9 protein-coding genes are annotated in these 13222 nt (G+C 63.4%); 4 read left to right on the top strand and 5 right to left on the bottom strand.

Annotated elements, in window-relative coordinates:
* The first annotated feature begins 187 nt into the window (after positions 1-187).
* Positions 188-1396, top strand: a complete 1209-nt coding sequence (locus WH265_RS14195; protein WP_339558691.1) for a multidrug effflux MFS transporter — start codon at positions 188-190, stop codon at positions 1394-1396.
* Between the two features lie 29 nt (positions 1397-1425).
* Here WH265_RS14195 and WH265_RS14190 read toward each other — a convergent pair whose 3' ends face one another.
* Positions 1426-1869, bottom strand: coding sequence for a DUF4279 domain-containing protein (locus WH265_RS14190; RefSeq protein WP_339558690.1), 444 nt, complete (start codon positions 1867-1869; stop codon positions 1426-1428).
* 153 nt (positions 1870-2022) lie between these two features.
* A complete protein-coding gene (locus WH265_RS14185) occupies positions 2023-5178 on the bottom strand; it encodes an IPTL-CTERM sorting domain-containing protein (RefSeq protein WP_339558689.1) in 3156 nt (1051 codons plus the stop codon).
* A gap of 318 nt (positions 5179-5496) precedes the next feature.
* On the opposite strand from WH265_RS14185, the gene WH265_RS14180 reads away from it, so the two are divergent.
* A complete protein-coding gene (locus tag WH265_RS14180; RefSeq protein ID WP_021028582.1) occupies positions 5497-6714 on the top strand; it encodes an ABC transporter substrate-binding protein in 1218 nt (405 codons plus the stop codon).
* A 174-nt stretch (positions 6715-6888) separates the two neighbouring features.
* The gene (locus WH265_RS14175; protein ID WP_339558688.1) at positions 6889-7572 is read left to right on the top strand and encodes a YitT family protein; all 684 of its coding nucleotides are present in this window, start codon (positions 6889-6891) and stop codon (positions 7570-7572) included.
* An 18-nt stretch (positions 7573-7590) separates the two neighbouring features.
* Here WH265_RS14175 and WH265_RS14170 read toward each other — a convergent pair whose 3' ends face one another.
* Both WH265_RS14170 and thiC read right to left on the bottom strand, forming a co-directional pair.
* Complete coding sequence (locus tag WH265_RS14170; RefSeq protein ID WP_339558687.1) at positions 7591-8256, bottom strand: nitroreductase; 666 nt, start codon at positions 8254-8256, stop codon at positions 7591-7593.
* A 139-nt stretch (positions 8257-8395) separates the two neighbouring features.
* Entirely contained in the window at positions 8396-10330 is a 1935-nt protein-coding gene (gene thiC, locus WH265_RS14165; RefSeq protein WP_339558686.1) for a phosphomethylpyrimidine synthase ThiC, read from the bottom strand.
* A gap of 606 nt (positions 10331-10936) precedes the next feature.
* On the opposite strand from thiC, the gene WH265_RS14160 reads away from it, so the two are divergent.
* A complete protein-coding gene (locus WH265_RS14160; protein WP_339558746.1) occupies positions 10937-12160 on the top strand; it encodes an ABC transporter substrate-binding protein in 1224 nt (407 codons plus the stop codon).
* 75 nt (positions 12161-12235) lie between these two features.
* Here WH265_RS14160 and WH265_RS14155 read toward each other — a convergent pair whose 3' ends face one another.
* Entirely contained in the window at positions 12236-13219 is a 984-nt protein-coding gene (locus WH265_RS14155) for a branched-chain amino acid ABC transporter permease (RefSeq protein ID WP_116925917.1), read from the bottom strand.
* Positions 13220-13222: the final 3 nt, after the last annotated feature.

The following is a 13222-nucleotide window of genomic DNA, read 5'->3' as shown; positions in this document are numbered from 1 at the left end:
GCGCCGCCAGCGGGCACAGGCAGCGGCATTTTTTGGTTAAATGCTTGCTTGCCACTTTGCCGCTCCCCTCTTCTGAGAGGCGGTGGTTCTTCATTTCGGCGCCTTAGCCCCCACCCGCTTCTTCCTCCGCCCGCAGGGCCAGGCAGCGCTTGCTGTGATCGCGGCCCAGGGCAGCGCCCAGCGCCCCATGCAAAAGTCACCCGTTACGCTCACCTTGCTGTTTGCCCTGTGCACCATGATTGGTCCGCTGGGCATCGATACCTACCTGCCCTCTTTCCATGCCATCGGACAGGAATTTGGCGCCACGCCGATAGCGGTGCAGCAGACGCTGAGCGTCTATGTGTTTGCAATGGCCAGCACCATGCTGTTCTACGGCACGCTCAGCGACACCTTTGGCCGCCGCCGCGTGCTGATGGTCTCGGCCATCGGCTACTGCATCACTTCGCTGGCAGCGGCCTTTGCCGGCTCGATCGAATCGCTGGTGCTGATGCGCCTGGTGCAGGGCCTGTGCGCCGGCTCGGGCATGGTCATCGTGCGCGCGATGGTGCAAGACCAGCACCAGGGGGCAGAGGCGCAGCGCATGATGGCGCTGGTGATGATGGTGTTTGGCCTGGCCCCTGCCCTCGCGCCCGTGCTGGGCGGCTGGCTGCAAAGCCATGGTGGCTGGCGCTACAGCTTCTATTTCCTCTCGGGCTTTGGCGCGCTGCTGGCACTGCTGATCTGGCGCCAGCTGCCCGAGACGCTGCCGCCCGAGCGCCGCACGCCTTTGAAGCTGCGCGTCATTGCCGGCAACTACCTGCAGGCGCTGCGCAATCGCAAATTCCGCACCATGCTCATTGGCCTGGCGCTGATGGCCGGCGCCAACTCCATCTACATCAGCTCCGCAGCCGAGTTTGTGATGACCATCCTGGGCAAGGACGAAACTGCGCTGGGCTGGCTGTTCATCCCGCTGATCGCCGGCACCATGCTGGGCTCAGCCGTCTCCAGCCTCTTTGCCCGCCGCATCCCAGCTGCTCTGCAAAAACGCATCGGCTATGCCTGCCTGCTCATCGCCTGCGCCAGCAACCTGCTCTACAACAGCCTGACGCAACAGCCCAGCGTCCCCTGGGCCGTCCTGCCGATCACGCTCTACACCTTTGGCATCTCGCAGCTGATGCCCATCCTGACCTTGGAAGCCATGGGCCATTTCCCCCAGATGCGCGGCCTGGCTTCGTCCTTGCAGGGCTTTAGCCAGATGATGGTCTTCACCATCATCTCGGGCCTGGTGGCGCCGCAGCTCTTTCACAGCGGCCTGTTGCTGGCGCTGGGCCTGGCGGTGACGGTGCTGCTGGGGATGGCGGTGTTTGCCTGGGCATCGCGCATGCCGGATGCACGGGGGCTGGGGCAGGTGGTTTGAGTTCCGTCTTCGGCGATCAAAAGATTGCGCTACCAGCTCTGCGCATAGGGATGCACATCATGGGCCCAGCTGATGCCAAGCGCGGCCATCTCCATCAGCAAATCGGGCGGCAACACGATAGCGTAGTTGCGCGCGCTGAAGCTGCTGATCTGTAACACCAAGCGCCCACCTTGACCCTGCAATAGAAGCAGAAAATGCTTATGTGGACGCAGCAACTCAAGCACTGCAGAAATAGCGTCCTCAGCAGCATCGTCTGAGGACATATATTCGCCCCGCTTGAATGGATCAGCGCTCCAATAGCTTTCAGCATGAATGCCACCCAGAAGACGCCCCTTGGGGGTTTTGCGCGGCTGCCCCTCCATGCAGAAATGCGTGGGCTCCAGCCCCAGTGTCTCGGTGACTATCTGCGGGTCAATGCTTGGATGCCAAATTCGGAAATCCAGCTTGTAGGAATAAAGTTGCATCTGATTCATATCATCAAAATCAGCTAGCAATCTAGCCGACTTTGCGACGCATCGGAAGTGCCCTGACGCACCCTACCGCTTGCGCCATGCCTGCGCTTGAAAAAAACCGCCAGGGCACCCCAAGGCGCCACTGGCGGTCAACTACCCATCAAACCCTAACGATCAAACCAGCGCCTTGCGCTTGCGGCGCCAGGCCAGCAGGCCCATGCCGCCCGACAGCAGCGCGAGTGCTGCATGGCCCAAGGTAGGCACGGGGGTGGCGGTAGCGCCAGGGGTGCCAGGCGTGCCGGGGTCATCGGCCAGCACGGCTACACCACCCGGATCGCGGATGACGCCATTGGCCAGCAGGTCGTCATCGCCGGTCTGGCCGTCGGTGAGGGTCAGGATGACCTTGTTGCCGCTGATGGTGGCGTTGGGGTAGGCATACCAGTGGTCCTGGTTGTTGTCGGCGGTCTTGCCAAACTTGTAGTACTTGGCATTGGCGGGCAGCGCCTGCGGGTAGGTCATCTCCACCGTGGCGCTCTGGCCTGGCTGGCCGCCGGTCAGCTGCAGGCTGACGACGCCAAACGGAAAGCTCAGGCCACTGGGCGCAGCCGCTGCCGGGCTTACGGCAACCGCTTGCGCAGCATCAAAGGCCCACAGGCCCGTGCCGCCGCCTTGCACGGTGGCTTGCATCTCGCCGTCCTTGCCGATGGGGGTCAGGGATGCGCTGGCCGGCTTGGCCACAAAGTCAAAACGCACCTGGCACTGCGCTGCAATCGTGCCGGTGGTGTAGGCCGTTTGGTCGGCATTCCATTGGCCGGCCGGGCAGGTACTGCCTGCCGCCAGGCCCACCAGCTGGTAGCCCGGTTGGGGCACCACGGCGCAGGTGCTGGTCTGTCCGGGTACAGCGCTGCTGCAGGCCACATTGCCGGCAGCGGGTGCATTGGGTGTGCCCACCACGCCATCGCTGCCATCGCCCACCACCAGGGTCACGGGCTGGCCCATGATCACATAGCTGTAGGTGCCATCCATCTGGTAGCGGTAGCCGGGCATGACGATGGCCGTGCCTGCGCTGCTGAAGCTGAGGCCTCCTTTGCCATCGTGCACTGCCGTAGCGGTACCGCCCAGGTACACCAGCTCGGTGGCAGTGGCATCGCTTTGCGCACGCAGTTGGGTGGTCAGGGTCACACCCAGGCTCAGCGGCTCTTTCAAGGCCAGCGCGGCCGTTTGCGGCTTGGCAGCGATCTCCACCGGGAAGTTGCTGGCCAGGTAGGCGTGGTCGGTGGTGATGCCGTTGGTGCCCCAGCTGTAGTACTTGTAGAAGTCAGTGGCCGTATTCACTGTCCAGGGCCAGAAGGTCACGCCCCGGTGCTTGGCCGCCTCCATCGTGCTTTGGCGAATGGCGGTGTAGCTGGGGTTGAAGGTCGAGGAGTTGGCCTGGGTCGCTTCCAGCACATTGCGTACGCTGGCCGGCACGTCGGCGCTGTCGGCAATGCTGTTGAGGAAACCGCCCGTCAGCTCGGGCATTTGCTCGCCGCTGCGCTTGAGCTGGTCGGCAATGAAAGAGATCGCAACCGACTGGTCCGCCACCCCCTCTTCGGCCATTTCCTTCTTGAGCTGGGCAATGATGCGCGGGTTGCTGCTCTTGAGCTCGATCACATGGGTGATCGGATTGTTCTTGAAGGCCTGGAAGTACTCGCGCATCGTGGGCACCTGGTAGCCCTTGGTCTTGGTGGCCAAGGCCTTGACCTGCGCGAGGCTCATGTCCTCCACATTGCCCATGCCATTGGTGGTGCGGTTGACGGTGTCGTCGTGCATGATGACCAGGTGGTCATCGGTGGTGATGTAGATGTCGTTTTCCACGGCATCGGCACCGGCAGCCACTGCCGCCTTGGCGCTTTCCAGCGTGTTCTCGTCCTCGCGGCTGGGCATGCCGCGGTGGCCGATCACCAGCGGCTTGCGCAGCAAGGTGTTGGCGGGCAGCTTGCGCAGCACCTCGGCGTAGGCGGCGCTGTTGGCAGAGACGACGCCGTTGACACCGCTGACCAGCACCTTCGCTGCTTGCTCGGGGGTGGCGGCCTCGGCATTGCTCCAGACCGTGATCAGCAGGCGCTGCAGATGGGCGACAAACGCGCGGGTTGTCAGGCCCTCAGGCAGGATCGCGATCTTGGCGCCCGCCCGGTTGGTATCGCCCACGATGGTCAGCAGATCGGCCTTGGACGTGGTCAGCTTGCGCTCGCTGAAATCCACCGCTGTGCGCAGCTTGGGCAGCGCCACGCGGGCTTGCTTGAGCAGTGCCACATCGCTGGACAGCAAGGTCAGGTCGGCGAGATTGTGCACCTGGTCGGAGAAAGTCACCAGCGCATTCAGGGTCGCTGCATCCTGGATGCGCAACAGCGGAATGGTGTTGCGGTTGGGCTGGGCAAAGTAGGCCGCCAGCGTACCCACCGTGGCACCGCTGGCGTCAAGCAGATTGAGGCTGCTGTCCAGCGTCCACAGCGCATTGCTGGCGCCGGTGCCAGCCAGCGATTGCAGGCCTTCTGCCGCCTGTACCAGGGTGGGTGCCATTGCCGCTGCGCTGCCGGCGTCCTGCACGGCCACGGGCATATCGAACTCAGGCAGTGGCGTGATCTGCTCGGTCACCTTGATGCTTTTGACACGCATGATGAGGCCGGCAGTCGACATGCCAATGCCCCCCTTGGCCATGTCGGCCGTCATCACCGTGTCGTGCAGCAAGGCGCCATCGAGGTACTGGCGCACCCGGTTGCCATAGACCACGACGCTGGCGGTATAGGTTTTCGTGGCGCTGATCGCCTCGGTAAAGGGCTTGGTGCCCTGCACCGACCAGGCATTCGCCTTGCGGAGCGCAAATTCGGTGCCATTGTTGGCCGTGGCCGTCTGGCGAATCGCAAATTGGTAGTAGGGCTCGTGCGCCGGAGAATTTGTGGCGGGCGAGGTGCGGTACATCACACTGCCCCAGCGCGTGGCATTGTTCTGCTGCTCGAAGCTGAACTCCACATCCACCCGGTAGTTGGACAGCGTCTCCAGCTCCACAGGCAGGAGGACTGCCGTCATCGCAGTGTCATTGGCCTTGCCGTTGATCAGAAGATGGCCGGTGCTGGCATCCATAGTCACCGTGCCCTTATTCCATGAGGCTGGGCGCCAGCCATCAGGCAGCTTGGTCGCTGCCGGGTCGCTGAATACATGCGCAGCATAGACCTGGCCTTGCGGGTCAGCGGCGGCCAGCTTGGCCTCCAGCGCCTGGCCAGCGGGGGTCTGCACCGACAGATCTGCCGCTGGCGTGGTTTGTGTGGTGAGGATGAGCAAAGAGGCCATGGCGGCCACAAGGGGTAAGCGTCGCATAGGGATCCCAAAAGAAAGGCGGGAGTGTTGCAACGGCGGGTGACATCCTGATGAAGAAGATTTGACAGAGCCGCTCTTACAGCAGCATGCCCTCTGGACAAATATTCCTATGTGTTATTTGGTATTTATTTATATTTATCAACTTATCAAAATATTCCTCTGCACAGCGCGCCCGGTAACGTGGGTGACAAACGCGGCGCGGCGCCGCGGCTTCTACCCTGTCGCCATCTGGCATCTGCTCTTAGCATGGCTGTTGCACCACCAAAGCAACCCATAACAAAGGAGTCTCGTATGTCCACCCCAACCTCCCTGCGCTTTCGGCCCGCGCTCAGCGCCTGTGCCCTCGCCTGCTGCGCGATCACCGGCACGGCCCAGGCACAGGCCCCAGCGCCGGTGCGCCTGGGTTTTCTCACCGATATGTCCAGCCAGTATTCGGACGGCGATGGCAAGGGCGGCGTGACCGCTATCCAGATGGCCATTGAAGACTTTGGCGGCAAGCTCTTGGGCCGCCCGATCGAGCTCTTGTCGGCCGACCACCAGAACAAGGCCGATATCGCCTCGACCAAATCGCGCGAATGGGTCGACACCCAGGATGTACAGCTGCTGATTGCCGGCACCAACACCGCGACGGCGCTGGCCATGGGCCAGGTGGCCAATGAGAAAAAGCGCGTGCTGCTGATCAATGGCGCCTACTCCTCCAACCTGACGGGCAGCCAGTGCTCGCCGTACTGGGTGCACTACAACAGCGACACCACGGCCATTGCGCGCGGCACGGGCCGGGCGGTGTCAGAGCAAGGCGCCAAGACCTGGGCACTCTTGGTCGCCGACTACACCTTTGGCCACACCCTGGAGGCCGATGTGACCCAGGTGGTGCAGGCCCAGGGCGGCCAGATCGTCAAATCGGTGCGTGCGCCTTTCCATGCGAACGATTTTTCGTCCTACCTGGTGCAGGTGCAGGCCAGCAAGGCCGAGATCCTGGGCCTGGCCAATGCCGGCGGTGACTTCATGAACGCACTCAAGGCGGCGCGCGAGTTTGGCATTACGCCCAAGATGAAGCCCGTGGCGCTGATGGTGTTCGCCAATGAGGTCGAGAGCCTGGGCCTCAAGCTCGCCGGTGGCTTGATGTTCACCGACAGCTGGTACTGGGACCGCTCGCCCGAGGCCCGCGCCTGGACCGACCGCTACTACGCCCGCACCAAGAAAATGCCGACCTCGCTGCAGGCCTCCGATTACTCCTCGGCAATGAGCTACTTCAAGGCCGTAGAGAAGGCGCAGAGCCTGGATGCCGACAAGGTGATGCAGACCCTCAAGTCGATGCCGCTGAACGACATGTTCGGCAAGGGCAAGATCGAGCCCAATGGCCGCTATGTGCATGACATGTACCTGCTGCAGGTCAAGACGCCTGAGGAGTCCAAGGGCAAGCATGACTCGTTCAAGCTGCTCAAGGCGCTGCCGGGCGAGACGCTGTTTGCGAGCAAGCAAGAGGCCCAGTGCCCCATTTGGAAGTAAGCGACTGAACCGGGAAAAGCAGCCTGCAGCCGGGCTGCGCCAATCCTCGGCATGGTTTGAGGGATAAGGGTTAGCCCTATATTTGAGGGCTATCTCGCCTTTTGCTTGCGCCTGGTCAGAGTGGGGGCATGCGCTGCGCCCCAAGCTGGCAGGACTCTTGCTTGCCCTCTTCCCATGACCCGATACCGCCTCTTTGCCAGCGCAGGCTTTGCGCGCGTGAGCCAACTGACCTCCAACAAATTCCGCTGGGCGCTCAAGACCGGCTCTTCCGGCCATTCCTGGCTGGAGGATGGCATCGCGATGGCGGTCGGCATCTTGCTGATCTCTACCGCCTTGGTGCTGTACAAAAGCGCGGGGCTGCTGACCGGCGGCATTGCCGGCATTGCACTGCTGGGGCACTACGCCACCGGCACCGACCTGGGCCTGCTGTTCTTCTGTCTGAATTTGCCGTTCTACTGGCTGGCGGCCAAGCGCATGGGCACTGCCTTTGTGGTCAAGACCTTTATCGCGGTGGTGGCCACCTCCTGGCTCACCGAGCTGCTGCCGGCGCTGCTTTCCATCTCCTATGTGTCCCAGCCGCTGGCCGGCATCCTTGGCGGTGTGCTGCTGGGCACGGGCTTTTTGATTCTGTTCCGCCACCGGGTCAGCCTGGGCGGCTTTGGCATTCTGGTGCTCTACCTGCAGGAGCGCCATGGCTGGTCGGCCGGCAAGGTGCAGATGGGCCTGGACTGCCTCATCGTGGCCTTCGCGCTGTGGCTGGTGCCGGCCGTATCGGTCGCATGGTCGATTGCAGGCGCCGTCATCCTGAACCTGATTGTGGCGATGAACCACCGCAAGGACCGCTATATCGCGGTCTGATGCTCCCGTTGAGCAGCTTCAGTCAAACCCGCGCATCTGCGCCCAGTCGCCAAAGGGTGCGCGGTCGGCGCGCAGGCCGTTGATCGGCGCCGTCAGGTCTTCATAGCCCAGCGCAATGCCATAGGCCACACGGTAAGGTTCTGGCGCCTTGAGCACCCGCTCCACCGTGTCGCCATAGCGGCGCCAGTAGCCCTGGGCACAGGTGGCCAGGCCGCGCTCGGTGGCCAGCAGCATGAGGGACTGCAGGTAAATGCCCAGGTCCACCCACTGCGCATAACCCATGCGCTCATCGGCAAACACCAGGAGGCCCACCGGTGCGCCAAAGAAGCGCCCGTTCTTGGCCAGCTGCTCCAGGCGCGCGGCCTTGTCCTCGCGCGGAATGTCGATGGTCTTGTACAGGTCCTCACCGTTCTTGAAGCGGCGCGTGCGGTAAGGCTCCCAGAGATTGGGCGGGTAGGTGTAGTTGTTGCCGCCTTCGGGCAGCGGCTGCGCATCCGCAATGGCATCGGTCAGTTCATGCAGCGCATGACCTGCCAGCGCCACCACCCGCCAGGGCTGCAGGTTGCCGCCCGATGCCGCCTGGGCCGCATCGGCGATCAGGCTGTGCACCTCGTGGGCAGAGGGAACTTTGGGCAAAAAGGCGCGCACCGAGCGGCGCTCTTTCATGGCTTGCGTGACGTTCATGGCAAAGGGCTTTCTGGCGTTGAAAGGGGCTGGCAGATGGCAGTCCGCAGTTTAGTGCAGCGCAGCAAATGCTGCTGACACCGAGGCGCCAAGGCGGCCACCGGGTGGTGGCCGCATGGGGTCAACGCCCGCCGCGTCCTTACCTGGCCGTGGTGTCGCTGGCGATCGGGATGTAGAAATCGCCGCCCGCCCGGTTGAACTCCGCCGCCTTGGCCTGCATGCCCACGGCAATGCCCTGCTCTTCGGCCACACCCTGGTTCTTGGCAAACTCGCGCACCTCCTGCGTGATCTTCATCGAGCAGAACTTGGGCCCGCACATCGAGCAGAAATGCGCCACCTTGGCACTGTCCTTGGGCAGGGTTTCGTCATGAAAGGCGCGGGCCGTGTCCGGGTCCAGCCCCAGGTTGAACTGGTCCTCCCAGCGGAAATCAAAGCGCGCCTGGCTGAGCGCATCGTCACGCGCCCGGGCCCCCGGGTGGCCCTTGGCCACATCGGCTGCGTGCGCGGCAATCTTGTAGGCAATGATGCCCTGCTTGACGTCATCGCGGTCGGGCAGGCCCAGGTGCTCCTTGGGCGTCACATAGCACAGCATGGCGGTGCCAAACCAGCCGATCATCGCCGCGCCGATGGCGCTGGCGATATGGTCGTAGCCCGGTGCGATGTCGATGGTCAGCGGGCCCAGGGTGTAGAACGGCGCCTCGTGGCAGTGCTTGAGCTGCTCGGTCATGTTCGCCTGGATCATGTGCATGGGCACATGGCCGGGGCCTTCGATCATGGTCTGCACATCGTGCTTCCAGGCCAGCTGGGTCAGCTCGCCCAGGGTGGCCAGCTCGGCAAACTGGGCCTCGTCATTCGCGTCCGAGGCGCAGCCCGGGCGCAGGCCATCGCCCAGCGAGAAGCTCACGTCGTACTGCTTCATGATGTCGCAGATGTCTTCAAAATGCGCGTAGAGGAAGCTCTCGCGGTGGTGGGCCATGCACCATTTGGCCATGATTGAGCCGCCACGCGAGACGATGCCGGTGCGGCGCTGGGCCGTCAGGTGGATATAGGCCAGGCGCACGCCAGCATGGATGGTGAAATAGTCCACGCCCTGCTCTGCCTGCTCCACCAGGGTGTCGCGGAAGATCTCCCAGCTCAGGTCCTCGGCCACGCCGCCCACCTTCTCCAGCGCCTGGTAGATCGGCACCGTGCCAATGGGCACCGGCGAGTTGCGCACGATCCAGTCGCGCGTGGTGTGGATGTTCTTGCCGGTGGACAGGTCCATCACATTGTCCGCACCCCAGCGGATCGCCCAGACCAGCTTCTCCACCTCTTCCTCGATGCTCGAGGTCACCGCCGAGTTGCCGATATTGGCATTGATCTTGACCTTGAAGTTGCGGCCAATGGCCATCGGCTCGATCTCGGGGTGGTTGATATTGGCCGGGATGATGGCCCGGCCCCGCGCCACCTCGTCGCGCACAAACTCGGGCGTGATGATCTTGGGAATCGCAGCGCCCAGGCTGTTGCCGGCCAGGCGCGCCTCGCGCGCGGCATCGCGCTGGTACTCGGCCATCCATTCGCGGCGGCCGTTCTCGCGCAGGGCCACATACTCCATCTCGGGAGTGATGATGCCCCGGCGCGCATAGTGCATCTGGGTCACGTTGGCGCCGCTCTTGGCGCGGCGCGGCTGGCGCTGCAATGCAGCGGCCTCGGCCCGCAGCTGGGCCACGCGCAGGTCTTCTTCCCCGCGCTTGCCGCCATCATCGAGCGCCACGCGCTGGCGCCCCACATAGTATTGGCTGTCGCCGCGCGCCGCGATCCATTCGGCACGCAGCGCGGGCAGGCCCTGGCGCACATCGATGGCCACGGCCGGGTCGGTGTAGGGGCCCGAGGTGTCGTAGACGCTGACCTGCTCTCCATTGGTCAGCGCAATATCGCGCACCGGCACCTGCAGCTGCGGGTGGATGGCACCGGCCAGATAGGACTTGGTCGACGCGGGAAAAGGCTGGCGCGATTGGGCCAGCAGTTCGCCAAAGCGGGCGGCATCGGGGGCATCACCGGTGGCGGGGATGAACAGGGACTCAGGGGCGTTCATGGCAGTCTCCTCAAAGCGGTTGATTTCATCGAACGCTCCGAGACGTGCCGGCCCTCTTCTGTTGCAACACGCCAGGCATGGCTGCTTGGCCGCAACACGCCCATCGCCTACACCCCGGCCCGGCCGTGCTGTGCGTGGTGCCAGGGCCGCTGTTAGGTGGCCATGGCGGCACCTGTTGCGCGCTGACAGGTGTCGTCCCCAAAAAAGACAAAACCCCAGTGCGCGAGGCGCCTGGGGTGTGCGTGGCAGGTGGCCGCAGACGCGTGCCATGCAACGCTGCCTGCCTTCCACCGCTGTGCTTTCAGGGTCCCGCTCTTCTTCCGCCGGCATGAACCGGATCAAGTTCGTCGGGTTCACTACTCAGCAGTCTTGCAACTGCCTTTGGCATCTCAGCGCTTTCGCACACCCCGGAGCTGCGAGCAGTATAGCCGCTTCGCGCCGCGCGCAGCCCCGTTTTTTGCGCCGCGCTGGTGCTTACCCCAGTAGGCGCGCGCCAGGCAGCCTGCAACCATCGGGGCGCAGCAGCCCACGGGTGCGCCGCACCTGGCAGCCGCACTGCACGCCTGTCTATTTGAACAAGGAGACCTTCCGATGAATGTTCCTGCAATGCCCTCTTTGCGTTCTGCCCGGCCGCACCGGCGACGCGCGATTGCGGCCGCTGCCGCTGGCTGTGTGCTGGCCCTGCTCGCCCAAGGTGCGCTGGCGCAAGACAAGGTGCGGATCGGCTTCATCACCGACATGTCCAGCGTCTATGCCGATGTCGATGGCAAGGGCGGGGCGCTGGCCTTGCAGATGGCGATTGATGACTTTGGCGGCAAGCTGCTGGGCAAGCCGGTGGAGCTGATGGTGGCCGACCACCAGAACAAGGCCGACCTGGCCGCCTCCAAGGCACGCGAGTGGTTTGACCAGCGCGATATGCAGATGCTGGTGGGCGGCACCACCTCCAGCACCGGCCTGGCGATGGCCAAGGTGGCCGAGGAGAAAAAGCGCCTTATCATCGTCAACGGCTCGGGCACCTCGGCGCTGACCAATGACCAGTGCAGCCCCTACACCGTGCATTACGCCTATGACACCGTGGCCCTGGCCAAGGGCACCGGCGGCGCCATTGTGGCGCTGGGCGACAAGGACTGGTTCTTTCTGACAGCAGACTACGCCTTTGGCCATGCGCTGGAGGCCGATACCACCAAGGTGATCAAGGCCGCAGGTGGCCGCGTGGTGGGCGCCGTGCGGCACCCGATCAATGCCTCGGATTTCTCATCCTTCCTGCTGCAGGCGCAAAGCTCCAAGGCCCAGATTCTGGCGATGGCCAATGCCGGTGGCGACACCATCAACACTATCAAGGCCGCGCGCGAGTTTGGCGTGACCAAGACCATGAAGCTCGCCGGCATGCTGCTGTTCAGCTCGGACATCCACAGCCTGGGGCTCAAGCAGACCGAAGGCCTGATGTTCACCGACAGCTGGCACTGGGACCTGAACCCGGAAAGCCGCAAGTTCTCGGACCGCTTCTTCGAGAAGTTCAAGAAGATGCCCACCTCGCTGCAGGCGGCCGATTACTCGGCAATGATGACCTACCTGAAGACGGCCGACCGCATCAAGTCCACCGATTCGGACAAGGTGATGGCCGCGCTGAAGGCCGAGCCCCTGTCGGACTTCTATGCCAAGGGCGTTGTCCGCCCCGATGGCCGCTATGCGCATGAGATGTACCTGATGCAGGTCAAGGCCCCGGCCGAATCCAAGGGCGCCTGGGATTACTTCAAGGTACTCAAGACGCTCAGCCCCGACGAAGTCTGGACCACCAAGGCCGAAAGCACCTGCAAGCTCTGGAAGTAAATCTTTCCGCCCCTGCCCAAAAACAAAGGCCTGCGCAATGCAGGCCTTTGACTTGGGCGGGTCTGCAAGCCTCCGCTATTTCTTCTTGCGGTCCATGAAGGCGATCAACTCGCCCATGATGCCGCGGCGGAACGCCAGCACGCAGATCACAAAAATCAGGCCGGTCACAATGGTCACCGACTCACCCAAGGTGTTGAACCACTCGACGCCGGTCAGGCGCGACAGCCAGGTGCCGATATCGCCGATCTTGTTCTCCAGCGCAACGATCACGGCCGAGCCCACGATCGGGCCCGACAGCAGGCCCAGGCCACCCACCAAGGTCATCAGGATGACCTGGCCCGATGCCGTCCAGTGCACGTCGGTCAAGGTCGCAAAGCCCAGCACCACGGTCTTGAGCGAACCGGCCAGACCGGCCAGTGCAGCCGAGATGACAAAGGCCAGCAGCTTGAAGCGGTTGACGTCGTAGCCCAGCGAGATGGCACGCGGCTCGTTTTCCTTCAGGGCCTTGAGCACCTGGCCGAAAGGCGAATGCACCGTGCGCATGATCAGCAGGAAGGCCAGCACCACGATGGCCAGGGCCACGTAGTACATGGTCCAGTCGCTCTCCAGGCTCAGCACGCCAAACAGCTTGCCGCGCGGCACCGCTTGCAGGCCGTCCTCACCACCGGTAAAGGGCATTTGCAGGCAGGCAAAGAACAGCATCTGGGCGAGCGCCAAGGTGATCATCGAGAAATAAATCCCCTGGCGGCGAATGGCCAGCCAGCCAAACACCACACCCAGCAAGGCGCCGAACACCACGCCGAACAAAATGCCCAGCTCCGGCGTCAGGTGCCAGACCTTGATCGCATGGCCGGTGACATAGGCCGCACCACCAAAGAAGGCGGCATGGCCAAAGGACAGCAGACCGGTGTAGCCCAGCAGCAGATTGAACGCACAGGCGAACAGCGCAAAGCACATCAGCTTCATCACGAACACAGGGTAGGCCCCCATGAACGGCGCAGCGATCATGCCGAGCAGCAGCAACCCATACCCCAGTTTGGCAAACTTCTTGGAATTCATCCC

The sequence above is a fragment of the Comamonas sp. MYb396 genome (genome assembly GCF_037479555.1).
GTDB lineage: Bacteria > Pseudomonadota > Gammaproteobacteria > Burkholderiales > Burkholderiaceae_C > Comamonas.
The sequence above is the reverse complement of the archived record's forward strand: the minus strand, read 5'-3'. Positions and strand labels throughout refer to the sequence as shown.